The organism is Pelovirga terrestris (assembly GCF_014773365.1).
GTDB classification, from domain to species: domain Bacteria; phylum Desulfobacterota; class Desulfuromonadia; order Desulfuromonadales; family Geopsychrobacteraceae; genus Pelovirga; species Pelovirga terrestris.
Genome location: NZ_JACWUN010000009.1, coordinates 95,455 through 111,396, shown reverse-complemented (window position 1 = coordinate 111,396; position 15,942 = coordinate 95,455). Strand labels below are relative to the sequence as shown.

Here is a 15,942-nt window from a genome sequence, read left to right as displayed (position 1 = left end):
ACCTCGCAGAGAAATATGCTCCTACCGCACAAGGAGCAAGGGCGAATACAAACCTGAAAGGTCGAAGAACAGCGACAAGAAGATAAGAGAGCGCAAGGGTTTACAACCTACTGGCAAGCATGTAGTTCAACAAAGTCAGTGCACCATCATATTCGACGCGAACTTCAGCATCCTCTTAATCGGTGAGGGCTGGCGGTGGCGCAACGGGCGAACAGACTCAATCTCCGGGCGCACCATATCCTCCAGGATGGTATTCCAGCTATAGGTCGACTCGACCCGTTCCCGCGCGTTTCTTCCCAACAATCGACACAGGTTACCGCCATGTGCCAGATCAGCCAGCAGCTCCTCCAGGCGCGTTACCCAGCCCTGGGTTGATGACACATCGAGAACATAACCGGTTTGTCCGTCGCGGACGATCTCGCGTGGTCCGCCGATGTTGGAGACCAGTGCCGGCAGACCGCAGGCCTGGGCTTCGAGGACCACCATGCCGAAGGTGTCGGTGGTGCTGGGGAACAGGAACAGATCGTGACGATTGTAGAGCTCCGGCAGGTCAGGGTAAGGAACCTTGCCGGTAAAGGTAACGTCGGGCAGATCGGAACAATGAGTCCGCAGGGTTTCCAGGTAAGGGCCAATACCGACAATGGTCAGGGAAATGCCGGCATGCTGTTGGCGAATACGGCGATAGACATCGATCAAAAAATCAAGATTTTTGTCTTTGGAAATACGCCCGACATAGAGCAACCGGGAATGGTTACAGGATTTGCCGATCGTGACCGGCTGGGGCTTGAAATGCTCAGTCCGCAACCCACGCCGGAACAGTTCCATGTGGCGATGACGATAGCCGCGCTTTTTCAGCAGCTCCATATACTCCGTCGTCGGTACCAGCAGGGTGTCGAACTGATTGAAGAACCACTGGCTGTACTTCTCAATCAGGGCCGCAACCTCCGGCTGGTCGATGATCGCCTCGGCCTCCATGGTGAAGTCGGTATGGTAGATCCCTTTCACCGGGGTTCCCAGCATGCGACCGATGAGCACCCCAAGCAGACCGACCGGCCCCGGTGTCGAAACATAGATTTCGTCAGGGTCTTCCTCGTAGATCGCCTTGAGCATACGCAACACCGACGGAACACTAATGGTCAACTCCTCGTAATGAGGCAGCTTGAAAGAATGCAGCGGCGGAATCACGAGGCTCGCTGCAGGCAGGTTCTGTTCCTGCTGCGCTGCGGTCAGGCTCGAGAGGATTCGAATGCCGTACCCGGTTTCATCCGCCAGGCGGCCGATGGTCTGCAGGGTCATGGAGACCCCGTTGAGGTCGGTATAGGTGTCGGTCATCCACAGAATCTTTTTAGCCTTGGGTTCGCTGACATGGCCAAGGCTGGTGACCAGGCTGTTGATCAGCCGGCGGTCACCGAACATATGCTTGAAAGCCGAGAAAAAGGGGACGGAGAGAAAAATCCCCGGAATACTGGAGGAGAGACCAGCGATGATGCGGATCAGATCCATCTCTTCCAGGTTGGTGGTGAGGGATTCCAGCAGGGAGCGGAAATACTGATCAGAAATATCGCTGAGGCAGTCGTAGAGCAGCTCCAGGCGGGTATCGATGTCGTCCTGATCGAGGTTACGGCTGGTTTCAATCAACCGGACAATGCTTTGGTAGATATGATTATTCTTCTGTGACCGCATACGGTTTAAGCGCAGACGATCCTTGAAGCTGAGCTTTTCCTCAGAGAACAGGTAGCGGGTCAGATCGCTCAAGGTCGAGTGGGCAAAGGCGGTACTTTTGTGCTGAGAAAAATCGAAAGCGATCTTGTATATAGCGAAGGTCAGTCCCTGAAAGTTGTTTTGCCGTCCTTGCGGCAGCAAGCGACCCTGCTTGATCTGGTCAATAAATTCTGCCGGAGTTTTCGCTACCACCCTGGTGCTGGTTTTGCCGATAAAAAAACCGGCGTGATCGTCGGAACCGCCGGTCAGACCCTTTTTCCACGGCATTTCTCCCCAGGGAGCGATGCCGTGTTTTTGTTCCAGACGCTCGATATCATCAGCGGTCAGTTGCGACAGAACCATGGATAACGAATCATTGTGCAATGGACTGCGACTGCCATTACGTCCCTCAAAATGATTGAACAACAGCAACAGTTTTTCCAGATGTTCCAGGCTCAAGCGATCATTGACCGCGTAGGTGGCGTGAGCGACGACACAGGCCAGATCTTCTGCTTTGAGATAATCACGCAATTCATAGAGATTTTTTCGCAGATTCTGGATGCGGGCAAATTGTTCGCGATCAAGACCATAGATCAGGATATGAACCTTGCAGCCGTCTTCGGGAAAGTAGGCGGTTGATTCCACCCCGGTAAAGCAGCGATCCGGATATTTCTCCACCAGCTCAAGAGAGCCCTTGATCCGATTGTGATCGGTGATGGTGACAAAGTCCATGCCGCGCTGGCGGGCAAGGGCGTAGATTGTTTCCGGTTCGGTATAGGATTCAGAAGCGCCAAGGCGCTGCAGAAACCACTCGGACGGGTGATTGGAATATTTCGAATGAACGTGTAAATCGGCTAGTGCCATACTGATTACTCTCCTTTTGGTTTTCCCCGATTATCTGCCTTAGCGTTAGCTTTAGATAAGAAAACCATAAGAATTGTATTCAATTTAAGGCAGACCAAACCAAAGCGCGGCAAAGTGCATCACTCATCAATTTCTAACCGGGATCTTGCTTTGTCTTAATCCGCCACCTCTACAAATCCATGATCAAAGCCTTTCACGTTTGGTGAATGCGTAAGGGCCGTAGTCATTCACAGCCAATCTGACTTCTTAAAGGAGACAACCACCCCATGACCAGACACCTGCGAAAACACGCTACAAACTTAACCCTGCTGCTCTTTGCCCTATTCCTGTTATTAGTCCTCAATGCCGGTGCTGCTTCAGCAATGGATCCACGCTTTAGCGATAGAGATGGCGACCTGGTAGCAGATATTCCCACGGATCCAAAGCAGTGGGTCGATCCGGCAACGCTGGTATTCGCTTACACGCCGGTTGAAGATCCGGCTGTTTATGCCAAAGTATGGGATGGCTTCATCAAACATATGGAAAAGGTTACCGGCAAAAAAGTGCAATTCTTTCCGGTTCAATCCAACGCTGCCCAACTTGAGGCTATGCGTGCCGGCCGACTTCATGTCGCGGGCTTCAACACCGGCTCCAATCCCCTGGCGGTCAACTGTGCCGGCTTTCGCCCCTTTACTATGATGGCGCGGGCTGACAATAGTTTCGGTTATGAGATGGAGATCATTACTTATCCCGGTTCCGGCATCAGTAAAATCGAGGATATCAGGGGCGGCAAAATGGCCTTTACTTCCCAGACCTCCAATTCCGGGTTCAAGGCCCCTTCGGCATTACTCGCAGCGGAATATGGTCTGATCGCTGAACAGGATTATGAGCCGGTGTTTTCCGGCAAGCATGACAATTCGATTCTCGGGGTTGCCAATAAGGACTATCCAGCGGCAGCCATTGCCAACTCGGTGCTGAATCGTATGTTTTCGCGGGACGTGGTAAATCCTGAGCAGATCGTGACCATCTACAAGTCGCAGACCTTCCCGACTACCGGCTACGGGGTGGTGTACAATCTCCATCCGGAGCTGCAAAAAAAGATTCAGGAAGCCTTCTTCAGCTTCCCCTGGGAGGGATCCGTCTTAAAAGAAGAATTCAAGAATTCAGGTGAAGCCAAATTTATTCCTATCAGCTACAAAGAGCACTGGGCCGTGGTACGTACCATCGATAAGGCCATGGGCGTTACCTATGATTGCCGTTAATCGATGCTGACCCTTAAGCGCCTGACAAAACGCTATAAAACCGGAGATCTGGCTCTGCAGGAAGTCACTCTTGACATCCCTCAGGGTCAGGTTGTTGGCCTGATTGGTCCTTCGGGGGCGGGCAAGTCGACCCTGATCCGCTGCATCAACCGTCTGGTTGAACCAACGGCAGGAACCGTGCAACTCAAAGAGCTCAACCTGACCTCGCTGAGCCAGACGGCGTTACGGCGAGCGCGACGGCACATGGGAATGATTTTTCAGGAATATGCCTTGGTCGAGCGCCTGACGGTGATGGAGAATGTGCTCTCCGGGCAATTAGGCTACGTGAGCTTCTGGCGCAGCCTGTTGCGGCGTTTTCCGACTCCGGCGGTGCAACAGGCCTTTGCCGTGCTGGACCGGGTTGGCTTGTTGGATCATGTTGATAAGCGCGCCGATGCTCTGTCCGGTGGTCAACGTCAGCGCGTCGGTATCGCCCGCGCCTTGTTGCAGAATCCGGACTTATTATTGGTTGATGAACCGACCGCGAGCCTCGATCCAAAAACCTCGCGCCAGATTATGCGCCTGATCACCGAGATCTGCGCGGAACGTCAATTAGCGGCGATTATCAACATCCACGATGTTGCCCTGGCGCAATTGTTTGTTCAGCGCATCATCGGGTTACGACAGGGCCAGGTGGTTTACGACGGGGCACCGGACGGTCTGACTGCCGAGGTGCTGACGGATATTTACGGTGCCGAAGACTGGAGTGCCACCATCCGTAAAGAACCGGTCGAAGAACCACCCGTAGCTGAGGAAGAAGAACCCCTGCCCGAGAAAAAACTGGCGGTTGCCCGATGAATATTTCATCTTCAGCGGCCGTTGCCATTAGGTACCCAATGCAATGGAAGAAGCCGCCCTTTATCGCCAATCAGTGGTTACGTTACGGATTGCTGGTGGGCGTTGTAGGTTATCTTGTTCTTGGCTTGAATTCCATCGAAGTCAACTGGATCCGGCTTTGGGACGGTCTGCCGCGCGGCTGGGCTTTTGTTTCCGGGTTTTTAACGCCCGATTTTCTGTCCCGTGGGGGCGATATTTGGGAGGGTATCGTCGAAAGCCTGACCATGACCCTGACGTCGACCGTCATCGGTGTGCTGATTTCAGTACCTATCGGAGTCGGTGCCGCCCGCAATCTTGCCCCGACACCGGTTTATCTGGTGTGTCGTTCTGTCATCGCTCTGTCCCGCAGTTTTCAGGAGGTGATTATCGCCATCCTGTTTGTCGCGATGGTTGGCTTTGGTCCGTTGGCCGGATTTCTGACCCTGGCCTTTGCCACCATCGGCTTTTTAGCAAAACTGCTGGCCGAGGATATAGAAGATATCGACGAATCACAGGCCGAAGCGATTCGGGCAACCGGTGCCGGTTGGCTGCAACTGATCAATTACGGCATTCAGCCCCAGGTGATGCCGCGCTTGATCGGACTGTCCCTCTACCGGCTCGACATCAACTTTCGTGAATCAGCGGTGATCGGCATTGTCGGCGCCGGCGGCATTGGCGCAACCCTGAATACGGCCATTGATCGTTACGAATATTCATCCGCGGCAGCGATACTGATTATTATCATCGGCTTTGTTCTGCTGGCGGAATATCTTTCCGGATTTATCCGCAAAAAGGTGCAGTGATGCCGATACGTGACAGGGATGGAAGCAACATCTGGCAGCGTCGCACCAGTCGCCAACAATGGCTGTCATGGTTCGGCTGGCTGCTGCTGGTGTCCCTGTTCATATTCTGCTGGCGTTTGATGAATGAAAACACCCTGTGGATGTTTGTCCAGGATGCCCCGCGCCAGGTGATTGATATTACCGATCGGATGACCCCGCCACGCTGGTCGTATATGGAACGGCTGTGGAAACCCTTGTGGGATACCCTCAATATCGCCACCCTGGGAACCCTGCTGGGCATTACCATGGCCGTTCCGGTTGCCTTTCTGGCGGCCCGCAACACCACTCCGAGCGATCGCTATGTACGACCTGTGGCGATATTGGTTATCGTCTCGTCACGCTCCATCAATTCACTGATCTGGGCGCTGCTGCTGGTGTCTATTCTTGGCCCCGGACTGCTGGCTGGAATCATTGCCATTGCTCTGCGCTCTATCGGTTTTATCGGTAAACTTTTGTATGAGGCTATCGAGGAGATCGATCACTCCCAGGTTGAAGCGGTCCTGGCCACCGGTGCCTCCGGGTCACAGGTGCTCGACTATGCCATCGTCCCGCAGATTATGCCGGCTTTCGCCGGGATATCAGTCTTCCGCTGGGACATCAATATCCGTGAATCCACGGTTCTCGGCCTGGTCGGTGCCGGTGGCATCGGCCTGGAACTGTCCCATTCCCTCAATACCCTGGCCTGGCCGCAGGTCAGCTTGATTTTTATCGTTATCCTGGGCACGGTGGTGGTCAGCGAGTGGATATCGGCACGGGTACGGCATGCCATTATCTAGCGTGGTAAATGGAGAACCGCGACTGGTTCTTTTTGATCTTGACCACACCCTGCTGGCGGCTGATACCAACAGCCTGTGGCTTGGTTTTCTCGCTGAGCAGGGATATCTTGATAAAGAGCGGATCAATCGTGAGCAGCAACGCTGGTATCAAGATTATGTCAATGGTTGCCTTGATTTTTCAGCCTACATGAGGTTTCAGCTGCAGCCATTATGTGGGATTCCGCAAAGGACACTGTTGACGTTGCGGGAGCTGTTCAGTGAAAACAAACTGGCGCCGCATATTGCTTCCGGTGCCACTGATCTGGTCAGGGCGCATCATCATCAGGGACATATCTGTGCCATCGTGACGGCGACCCACCATTTTTTGGCTGAACCGGCGGCAAAGCTAGTCAATATCAAGCATTTGATTGCTACCGAAGCACAGCAAACAGACGGCTCCTTTAGCGGATATCCGGGAAAGACCCTCTGCTTTGGCGCAGGCAAAATTACGGCAGTCGAACAATGGCTGAAGCAGTCAGGATTATCGGCTGCACTTCTCAACAGGGCGTCATTTTATAGTGATTCCAGTAATGATCTCCCCCTGCTGAAGCGGGTTGCACATCCGGTTGCAGTGGACCCTGACGTGAGGTTAAGGAGCATTGCAACACAACACGGCTGGCCGATTATCAGTCTGCGCCTTCGATCTTCGACAATGATCAATTGCTGAACAACTCGAAAAAACAGGAATCTCATATACACCAAAGAATGCCGGCGTTTTGATCGTCGAGGAGGCTGGCGGTCGCGTCACGGATTTTGATGGTCAACCTCTTGATTTTGCTGGTGGCGTTGAGCGTGCCGCTAACCGGGGGATTGTTGCCGGTACCATCACAACTCACGAGCAAGCGATCCGTGCCCTGTCAACAGACGCAAAAGCGACGTGATTGATGATCACAGCCGAAACTCCCAAATCGAATAATCCATCCGCATCAAGAGACTTGCTGTTGATCGACGGCAGTGCCCCTTTTTTTGTCCCCTTTGTCGACGGCCAGCGCAAAAACTGGTCGAAGGCGCCCCTGGATGCCCTGATTAACCAGGGCAAGATCAGTCAGCATCACCGTGACCTGATTTGTGCCGCCCTGGTCAGCTATTGTGACAAGGCCCGCGCGCTGGGTTTTACTGCCATCACCTTCGACGACCTGGCCCACCTGGTGATCCTCGACAGCTATTCCGCCCTGCTGAAAGAAACCGTCCATTCCTGGCGTTCCCTGATGCAACGTGCCTTTGCCATCGCTGCCGCTGCGGGTCTGCGCATCTTTATCAATACCGACCTGATGTTCTGGAATCAGTATATTGAAGCAGCAGCAGGTAGCCGGTCGGGCCGCGATGGTCGGGTCCGGCAGATATTCGTCCACTGTCTGGAGCAGTTGTTTACCACCTTTGCGGAAGTGTCCGGAATTGTCACCCGCATCGGCGAGGCCGATGGTCATGATGTGGACTCGCCGTTCAAAAGTCGATTGTGGATTACCTCAGCACGACAATGTAACCGCTGGTTGCAAGAGAGCCTGCCCGTCTGTGAAGCCCACAACACCTTGTTGATTTTTCGCACCTGGAGTCTGGGGGCCTTTCCAATCGGGGATATCTCCTGGAACGAAACCACCGAAAAAGCAGCCTTTGCCGACATCCGTTCTGACGCCTTTGTCGTGTCGCGAAAATATGGCGCTGCCGATTTTTTTCGCTATCTCCCCTTGAATGAACGGATTACGGAGTCCAGGCACGCCCAGATCATCGAACTGCAGGCCCGGCGCGAATACGAAGGGTTCGGGGTTTTCCCCGCCTATGTCGGGCGCCAATACGAGGAGTACCGGGAGCAACTCAGCACCTGTCCAACGTTACGGGGGATTCTGGTCTGGTGTCAGACCGGTGGCTGGTCCCATTTTGATCGTTTAACCTTTCTTGACAACTCCTCCCCCTGGAATGAACTCAATACCATCGCTGCCATCGAACTCTTCACCACCAACAGGGCCGCGGCATCGATCATGCGGCAATTTTGCCGGGAGCAGTTCAGCGAGCAGGATGCGGAAATCATGATCGAGATCGTTGAGATCTTCGATCGCTTGGTCGACCGGCTCTGGTACTTTGCCCCCTTTGCCCGCCGCCAGATCTGGTTTCGCCGTTTGCGGGTGCCACCGCTGTTGTGGATTTTCTGGGATACCATCCTGGTCAACCAGCCGCTGCGGCTGATGTTTCGCGCCTATCTCGATTCCCCTGCCGAGATTCGCAATGATGATCGTGAAGAGCGGGAGCTGATCCGGCGCTTGCGCCTGCTGATCAAGCAGCTATCTGTCGAGCAAGCGGATCTGACCTTGGGGGGGGACTCCCTGCGCCTGCTCTATTCACTGCGGCGTTTCTATCTGGGCAACGCCGGCAAAAAACGGATTATCAAGATCAGCGCCCGGATTGAGCGTTACCGGAATAAACATCCGCAAGGGTTTATTGTTGAGAGTGATTATTCCCCCTTCCGCATTCGTTGGATCACCGCTGGAGCTCTGTTCGCCCTGCTGATGCGATCTGAATCTGACTATCGGATCATTGATCGTGCCCTGTTGATCCGCCTGACGGGACTGGTTTTCCCCTTGTTGCGGCGCTTCCAGCATCAACGCATTCCGGAATTGGCTGAGCGTCAGGCCGGTGGGCTGGATCTGTTTTTCCGCTGATGGATAGAGGCCATGGTGACGATGAACAAAAACAAAGGGCTGCGACGGTTGCTGCTGGCTGGAGGATATTCCATCAAAGGGTTACGGTCGGCCTGGTGTCAGGAAGCCGCTTTTCGCCAGGAACTGATCCTTACCCTGTTGTTGCTTCCCATCGCCTTGTGGCTCGACTTTTCCGTCATGGAGCGTCTGCTGCTTATCGCCGTGCTGATCCTGGTGCTGGTGGTGGAGTTGCTCAACAGCGCGATTGAAGCTGCGATTGACCGGATCGGGCCGGAACTTCATGAACTCTCGGGGCGGGCCAAAGATCTTGGCTCGGCGGCTGTTTTGCTTAGTTTATTGCTGGCGGTCGGGGTATGGGGAAGTTTGCTCATCAACTACTAACTCTCTTACAATACCAACGTAACAAGCTTTGACGAGTCTTCCAATGCCGATCAGCCCATCAACAACACCAGGGGGCGCTCATATGACATTGGATGGAAGACATGATTTCACCGATCAATATCAGGATTGCGGAGCAACACCTGGCGCAATCAATCCCGCAGGTAGGCAGTGAACTCAAACAGATGTTTGATGACATTATTTGTCATCGTCATTTAACCCCCCATTTTCAGCCCATCGTTGATCTACAGACCGGAAAAATTATCGGTTATGAGTCCCTGATACGGGGCCCGTCCGACTCACCGTTGCATCCTCCCGGCGTATTGTTTGAGACTGCTATCAGACTCAATCGTCTGGTTGAACTGGAAATCCTCTGTCGTGATATCAATATCGAGTTTTTTTCGCGACTGCAACTTCCCGGCAAACTGTTCCTGAACATCAGCCCCAAAGCCCTGATGGAGCCGGACTTCCCCCGGGGATTCACCAAACAATCACTGAATAAACATGGCCTTGACAGCAGCCGACTGGTCATTGAATTAACCGAAGACTTTCCGATTTTTGATATTGAAGTGGTTCGGCAGAACCTTGAGTACTATCGCAATACCGGTTTTCAGGTTGCCCTGGACGATCTGGGGACGGCCTATGCCGGATTACGTCTCTGGTCTGAGCTCAAACCCGATTATGTCAAATTTGACAAATATTTCATTCAGTCTATCAACCGCGACCCCCATAAAAAATATCTGATACAAAGCCTGCAGGATATAGCTGCCCAGGTCGGCTGCCAGACCATTGCTGAAGGGGTCGAAACCATCGAGGAATATTATACTGTCCAGGCGATTGGAGTGACCTATGGACAGGGTTATTACTTTGGCCGTCCAACCTCATCGCCGGTGCTCAGTCTGCCGGCGGAGATTTTGCTGCAACAGCCAAATAAATTGTCCACCAATTATGAATGGGGAACCGTAACCGTTTCCTGTTTGCTCAAAATCGTTCCGACCATTCAATCAGGAATATCCCTGAATGAGGTTGGAGATCTGATGGAAAAATATCCGGAATCGATGAGCCTGCCGGTGGTTGATGGTGATGTTGCAATCGGCATCCTCCAACGACGTCAGGTCTGGGATATTTTGGCCAGTCGCTATGGTCGTGATCTGTTTGGTAAAAGTCCTGTCTCATCTCTCGACATTATTAGTACTAAAATCTTGCGGACTGAAATTCATACCCCGGTCGAACAGCTCAGCCAGACCATTACCAATGAGGGCACGGAAACCCAGGACAACATTTTTATCATCCTGGAGAAGGGGCGTTATCGTGGTGTCGGTCTGCTCGTGGACCTGCTCAAACAGATCACCGAGATGCAGATTCGCAATGCACACTACGCCAACCCGTTGACCATGTTGCCGGGGAACGTCCCGATTGAAAAAAAGCTCGAGTATTACCTGGCAGAGAGTCGCGCCTTTACCGTGTGTTACTTTGACCTGGATAATTTCAAGCCCTTTAATGATGTCTATGGCTACAGCCGTGGCGACATGGCAATCCGCCTGACGGCAACGGTCCTCAAGGATGGCTGCCATCCACAAAAGGACTTTATCGGTCATATCGGTGGGGATGATTTCATCATTATCTTCTGTAGTGAGAACTGGCAGGATCGCTGTGAGCGGATATTGGCGCGGTTTGCTGGGGAGATCCTTGATCTTTACGATGCTGAACATCGATTGAAGGGCGGGATTGAGGCGTTGGATCGTCAGGGCAATATGGTCCGCTACAGCTTTATCAGCCTGTCCATCGGCGCTACCCACTATCCCGGAACCAGCTCAATTTCCAGCCACCACGAGATATCCTGCCAGGCTGCTGAAGCAAAAAAACAGGCCAAAAAAACACCCGGAAACTCTTTGTTTATCAATCGGCGCAGCCAACCCTGCAGTGATGACAATGATTGACCACCTTTTACCTTATTCTCATCAAAACATAATACCGAACCAACATTGGTTGCCTATCTTCGACTATCAATCGGTTCAACCATAACATCCTGGACGAGAGGCCGCTTGTCGCGAACAACTTCTTCCATAGCCCTTGCCGGTGCGAGTGATGTGTCATGGCGCAGTGCGCTGGGGCTTGATCAAAACAGCCCGATTGCTGACCTGCCGTTCTCAGCCGAGGATATTACTGCCGGTACTGAAACCGAGCTGCAGGTGGTGGTGGTCGGTGACCGGGACCGGGTCGATTTGCCCCTGGAAATAGCGGCCTCGCGATTTTACGCCAATCTGCAGCGCCGCACCCAAAGCGGGGAAAGCCCGCGCAAAAATATCACCCTTCTGCAGGAGTACCTGGAAAACAATCGTGAGGGGATCTGGGAAAACAGCTGGGTGCGTTTTTCCAGGCGGCGCTTGTGTGACCAGGCTCTGCAGGTCTGGAATCAGGATATTCTGGCCAACAAGAGCAACCCCGCCGCCGGACCACGCACTGATCTGCACCGCTTCCATCTGGTCGGCCGACAGGGTGAAGATTGTCTCAGGGTTCCAGTGAGTTATCTGCTGAAGCTGGCGTTGGCAGATTTTCTCGGTCGCCGGGGCCACACCCATGACCGGATCCGGCAAACCGGAGCGTCGATTCTTGACCATTTCTTAAGTGACAATACCTCCCCGGAAACTTTTTCTTTCCATGTCGAACAGCTTTCACCGTCCCGGGGAATGGGGCGTCAGGTAGCGCGGGAAACCGCCAAGCGCTACCTGCTGACCCAATTACTGGTCGCCTACGCCAACCATCAGTTCGGGCTGGTGGAAGATGGTCAGAAGGTTATGGTGTATTTTTCACCGCATCCACCATTGCGTCAGCAGCATCTCAATGATTTGATTTCCGATACCTTTTATCGCCATCTCTATATGAGCCCATGCCTGTCGGGATGGAATCAGGGAGAAGAGAAATTCCATTACATGGAACTCTGCCATCAGGTGTTGAGCCGCAGTCGCCTCAACGCCGTGGCAAAGCTGCGTGAGGCTGGAATCATCCTCAACAATCTGACGGTGTTGCCCAACATGTCCAACATCAGCCTGGCCAACAACGGGGTTCATCTCAGTATCGGCAGCCGCCGTTTAAGTCGGGCGCTTCGCGATTCACACCATGGCTTCAACGGCGGACACGAGAAGTGGATTGGTGATCTGGTCTGCAAATCACTGGAAATGTTTCTGCCCCTGTTTGCTACCACTTACAGCGCCGCTCCCCGACGCCTGGCGTTCAGTGATTTTCACCCGGAACAGGTGTTGGGATTTCTGCCCCATCAGCTGGATGACACCCACCTGGGCATGCTCTGGCGACGCTGGAAAAAGAAAGCCGATATCTCCATTTTCGGCCACGCCCTGACCCCTTTCGGCCCCACCTGGCTGGATCGCGGATTAAGCCGACTGTGTTCATTACGGGGTGATCTGGTCCCCGATTTCCGCTTACTGGACTACCCTATCTGTTTTTTAAGTACGGAACAGAGCCCGGCCTACAGCGGCGTATGCGGCAACCAGCAACAACTGCTCGACGATCTTTCCTCCATGGGGATCTTTGACCGGCAGATGTCTCTGTACCAGTTTTTCAAACTGCGTGATTACGCTTCCATGAAATTCAGCGGTTTTGAGGGGCGGCACCACAGCCTGTTCCCGGATCTGGATCGTGACCTTGCCGGGGCGACAAACCTGCAGATACTGGTGACAGCCCTTATCTTCAAATATCTGGTCCGTGATCAGCTCAGCCATCGTCATATTCCGGATACACCGATCATTGAAAGTGAGCGTCGACAGATCTTTTTCGGTATGGCTGTTGGTATTCCGACCTTTTTTGTTCACAAAAAAACCCGCAATCGCCTGCTGCTGAAGATTCTCAGACAGACGGAGAAGATTCGAACCAGTCGCCGCTATCCCGGCTATTTGCGCATCTACCATCACGAATACTGCCTGGGCCTGTTGCGCCTGATTCAGGAAGATGGCGCCGATCTGATCGAGATGTTCGGTTTTGCCGATTTACTCACCGACCTTGAAACACGGTTGCGTGATCCGGACAAAGCCTCGGCAGCCGGACGACTGATCGGAGGTATTTGTGGGGGCAAGCAGAAAGATGCCCTGCGGATGACGGCGGAAGAGTTCAACCGGGAAGCAGAACGCTACTGTCGAACCACCCTCAGGCATGAGCATATTCACCAGGCCATGGATTTTATTCAGGCTGATCTGAAACAGGCAGGAATTTCCTCTGCTGTTGAAGGATTAACACCACAGCTGAACCGACTGCTCAACCAGCAGGTCACTGACGATTTCTGCCGGCGGGCAGCTGACGATCTTATCACTGGCCGTTCCGGTCCTCAGTCGATAGAGCAAATGATCTCCCTGGTGTTACTGCTGGAGGACCGGGATCGTCACATGAATATGGATGCCACCGATTCGGAGGAGGTATATGCAGCAACTGCATCAGTATATTGAGCGTCACAGTGGGCGAATTTGCGATGAACAGCTGATCGGCGATCCCCTGATTCAGTGGCTTTATCATCCGATCAGGGAAAAGGCGCCGCAGCTGTTTCAGCTCCTGATCAGCGCCCGCCCCTCAGCCTTGTTAAGCTGGTGGCATTACAGCCGGATGCTCAATGGCCGACTGTCGACGAAAACCCGGGCGTTACTGGCATCCGGGGGAGTGATGATTGAATGTCTGGAGCCCCCCGAGCGGCTGAACACCGCCCGCAAAGTGTTTGAACGGCAGATTCGCTATTGGGTCTATCGTCCTCTCCCCAAAGAAAAAGAAGCCATTCTGTCCCCGGCCGATGCCAAGGCGCTGGTAGGAAGTTTGTCCAACCATCCTTACCTGGAAATCAAAGGGCACTTTTTTGACCTGCCGGAACTGCTGGGAAATCGTCCTTTATGGCGCGAATCTTTTGCCTTCGCCGATTTTACCGTGTTTCGACTGACCCCGGAGAAATATCACTACAACCATACCCCGGTCGCCGGACGGGTCGTTGATTTCTACCAGATCGAAGGAACCTTTCACTCTTGTAATCCCGGAGCCATTGTTGCCGAGGTGACCCCTTATTCCAAAAATCGCCGGGTCGTCACGATCATTGATACCGATGTGCCGGACGGTAGCGGTATCGGTCTGGTTGCCATGATTGAAGTCGTGGCGATGATGATCGGTGAAATAGAACAGTTTTACTGCGAAGATCAGTATCATGCGCCACAGCCGATTAAAATCGGGATGTTTTTGCGCAAGGGGGTTCCCAAAAGCCGCTATCGGCCGGGAAGCAGCACTGACATCCTGCTGTTTCAACCGGGCCGGGTCCGTTTTGCGGATGATCTGATCCGTAATCAGCAACGCAGCGATGTTCGCAGTCGCTTCACTTCCGGCTTCAAAAAGCCGCTGGTTGAAACAGATATCCAGGTCAGATCCTTGCTCGCTCTTCCCGCCGAAACCGATTAAACATTGAAATGTAGGGGCGGGGAAACCCCGCCCCTACACCGAAAATCCCTCTTGAAAACGGAGTCAACCCATGGAAAATGAGCTGTTTATTCTGATTCTGGCGCTGGTGACAATGCCGGTGCTTTTCTGGGGCTTTCGGGTTTTACCCGGTCGCGGCTGGCAGATGCTGGCAACCCTGCCGGTGCGTAAAGGAAAAGATTGCAGCAACGAGGGAACCAACCTGACCTGGTACGGGTTACTGACCGCCAATGCCTATGCGGCGGCCCTGGCGTTACTGTTTGTCCTCCTTGGTAGTGCCGCTATCCCCCTGACGTCGATGCTGGTGATTGCCGCACTGCTGCTGCTGATCTGTGTTCCCGCTTCGCGCCTGATTGCGCGCCTGGTGGAAGGCAAATCACACACCTTTACGATTGGCGGTGCGGTATTTGTCGGCATTGTCGCTGCACCGTGGGTTATTGAACTGGTTTCCCGGATCAACGGCACTTCGTTGCCGGTTCTGACCTTTCTTGCTGCCGTTGGTTGTGCCTATGCTCTGGGTGAAGGTCTGGGACGAATTGCCTGTATCAGTTTCGGCTGTTGTTACGGTAAGCCGCTTGCGAACTGTGGCCCCCGAATGCAACGTCTGTTCGGGCGCTGGAGTCTGGTTTTTCAGGATGAAACCAGAAAAGCCTGCTATGCCGATGGCCTGGCGGGGCAACCCCTGATTCCGATTCAGATGGTCACGGCCGTTCTGTATGTTGTCACCGGATTAATCGGAGTAGCGCTGTTTCTTAATGGTTTGTTTGCCTTCAGCTTTATCCTGATTCTGCTGGTGACACAGCTCTGGAGGGTTTTTTCAGAATTCCTGCGGGCCGATTATCGCGGCAAACAAGGGTTTTCGGCCTATCAGATCATGGGGCTGCTGGCGATTCCCTACGCTGTCGGCTGTGTTTTTCTTTTTTCATTATCAATTTCTACGACACCATTGTTGCTGGATGGGCTGCAACAGTTCTGGCAGCCGGTGCCGATCCTTTTTTTGCAAATTATCTGGTTCATCATCTTTATTTATACCGGTCGCAGTACCGTCACCGGAGCTCATGTCGACTATTATCTGCATCGCGAGCGGATCTGAGCGGTACGCCTTATCAAAAACTAACGGCATCGTAATCCG

Annotated in this window: 13 protein-coding genes; 12 read left to right on the top strand and 1 reads right to left on the bottom strand. The window is 53.3% G+C overall.

The window, feature by feature from the left end; genetic code table 11:
* Window positions 1–135: 135 nt before the first annotated feature.
* On the bottom strand, window positions 136–2,565 hold the full coding sequence (locus ICT70_RS09235; RefSeq protein WP_191155823.1) for a glycosyltransferase: 2,430 nt from the start codon (window positions 2,563–2,565) through the stop codon (window positions 136–138).
* Window positions 2,566–2,831: 266 nt separating this feature from the next.
* On the opposite strand from ICT70_RS09235, the gene phnD reads away from it, so the two are divergent.
* From phnD to ICT70_RS09175, 12 genes are all read left to right on the top strand, one after another.
* Window positions 2,832–3,806, top strand: a complete 975-nt coding sequence (gene phnD, locus ICT70_RS09230; RefSeq protein ID WP_191155821.1) for a phosphate/phosphite/phosphonate ABC transporter substrate-binding protein — start codon at window positions 2,832–2,834, stop codon at window positions 3,804–3,806.
* Window positions 3,807–3,809: 3 nt separating this feature from the next.
* A complete protein-coding gene (gene phnC / locus ICT70_RS09225; protein ID WP_191155819.1) occupies window positions 3,810–4,643 on the top strand; it encodes a phosphonate ABC transporter ATP-binding protein in 834 nt (277 codons plus the stop codon).
* On the top strand, window positions 4,640–5,464 hold the full coding sequence (gene phnE / locus ICT70_RS09220; RefSeq protein ID WP_191155817.1) for a phosphonate ABC transporter, permease protein PhnE: 825 nt from the start codon (window positions 4,640–4,642) through the stop codon (window positions 5,462–5,464). Before phnC ends, phnE (ICT70_RS09220) begins: the two co-directional genes overlap by 4 nt.
* On the top strand, window positions 5,464–6,279 hold the full coding sequence (gene phnE / locus ICT70_RS09215; protein WP_191155815.1) for a phosphonate ABC transporter, permease protein PhnE: 816 nt from the start codon (window positions 5,464–5,466) through the stop codon (window positions 6,277–6,279). Before phnE (ICT70_RS09220) ends, phnE (ICT70_RS09215) begins: the two co-directional genes overlap by 1 nt.
* Window positions 6,266–6,985: an HAD family hydrolase gene (locus ICT70_RS09210; RefSeq protein WP_191155813.1), complete on the top strand. Its 720-nt coding sequence runs from the start codon at window positions 6,266–6,268 to the stop codon at window positions 6,983–6,985. Before phnE (ICT70_RS09215) ends, ICT70_RS09210 begins: the two co-directional genes overlap by 14 nt.
* A 49-nt stretch (window positions 6,986–7,034) precedes the next feature.
* The gene (locus ICT70_RS09205; protein ID WP_224746939.1) at window positions 7,035–7,199 is read left to right on the top strand and encodes an inositol monophosphatase family protein; all 165 of its coding nucleotides are present in this window, start codon (window positions 7,035–7,037) and stop codon (window positions 7,197–7,199) included.
* Between the two features lie 3 nt (window positions 7,200–7,202).
* Window positions 7,203–8,972: a hypothetical protein gene (locus ICT70_RS09200; protein WP_191155811.1), complete on the top strand. Its 1,770-nt coding sequence runs from the start codon at window positions 7,203–7,205 to the stop codon at window positions 8,970–8,972.
* 12 nt (window positions 8,973–8,984) lie between these two features.
* Window positions 8,985–9,353: a diacylglycerol kinase gene (locus ICT70_RS09195; protein WP_272977236.1), complete on the top strand. Its 369-nt coding sequence runs from the start codon at window positions 8,985–8,987 to the stop codon at window positions 9,351–9,353.
* Window positions 9,354–9,454: 101 nt separating this feature from the next.
* Window positions 9,455–11,290 carry a bifunctional diguanylate cyclase/phosphodiesterase gene (locus tag ICT70_RS09190; RefSeq protein WP_191155809.1) on the top strand — a complete coding sequence of 612 codons (1,836 nt, stop codon included), beginning with the start codon at window positions 9,455–9,457 and terminating at the stop codon, window positions 11,288–11,290.
* A 105-nt stretch (window positions 11,291–11,395) separates the two neighbouring features.
* Window positions 11,396–13,807, top strand: coding sequence for a hypothetical protein (locus ICT70_RS09185; RefSeq protein WP_191155807.1), 2,412 nt, complete (start codon window positions 11,396–11,398; stop codon window positions 13,805–13,807).
* A complete protein-coding gene (locus ICT70_RS09180) occupies window positions 13,782–14,792 on the top strand; it encodes a phosphatidylserine decarboxylase (RefSeq protein ID WP_191155805.1) in 1,011 nt (336 codons plus the stop codon). The genes ICT70_RS09185 and ICT70_RS09180 overlap by 26 nt, the downstream gene beginning before the upstream one ends.
* A 70-nt stretch (window positions 14,793–14,862) precedes the next feature.
* Window positions 14,863–15,903, top strand: coding sequence for a prolipoprotein diacylglyceryl transferase family protein (locus tag ICT70_RS09175; protein ID WP_191155803.1), 1,041 nt, complete (start codon window positions 14,863–14,865; stop codon window positions 15,901–15,903).
* Window positions 15,904–15,942: the final 39 nt, after the last annotated feature.

What these genes read in the sequence shown, in the direction of transcription:
- phnC (WP_191155819.1), top strand. Translation starts at nt 3,810, where the DNA reads ATGCTGACCCTTAAGCGCCTGACAAAACGCTATAAAACCGGAGATCTG.
- ICT70_RS09195 (WP_272977236.1), top strand. Translation starts at nt 8,985, where the DNA reads ATGGTGACGATGAACAAAAACAAAGGGCTGCGACGGTTGCTGCTGGCT.
- ICT70_RS09200 (WP_191155811.1), top strand. Translation starts at nt 7,203, where the DNA reads ATGATCACAGCCGAAACTCCCAAATCGAATAATCCATCCGCATCAAGA.
- ICT70_RS09180 (WP_191155805.1), top strand. Translation starts at nt 13,782, where the DNA reads ATGCAGCAACTGCATCAGTATATTGAGCGTCACAGTGGGCGAATTTGC.
- phnE (WP_191155817.1), top strand. Translation starts at nt 4,640, where the DNA reads ATGAATATTTCATCTTCAGCGGCCGTTGCCATTAGGTACCCAATGCAA.
- ICT70_RS09190 (WP_191155809.1), top strand. Translation starts at nt 9,455, where the DNA reads ATGATTTCACCGATCAATATCAGGATTGCGGAGCAACACCTGGCGCAA.
- phnD (WP_191155821.1), top strand. Translation starts at nt 2,832, where the DNA reads ATGACCAGACACCTGCGAAAACACGCTACAAACTTAACCCTGCTGCTC.
- ICT70_RS09235 (WP_191155823.1), bottom strand. Translation starts at nt 2,565, where the DNA reads ATGGCACTAGCCGATTTACACGTTCATTCGAAATATTCCAATCACCCG.
- ICT70_RS09210 (WP_191155813.1), top strand. Translation starts at nt 6,266, where the DNA reads ATGCCATTATCTAGCGTGGTAAATGGAGAACCGCGACTGGTTCTTTTT.
- phnE (WP_191155815.1), top strand. Translation starts at nt 5,464, where the DNA reads ATGCCGATACGTGACAGGGATGGAAGCAACATCTGGCAGCGTCGCACC.
- ICT70_RS09175 (WP_191155803.1), top strand. Translation starts at nt 14,863, where the DNA reads ATGGAAAATGAGCTGTTTATTCTGATTCTGGCGCTGGTGACAATGCCG.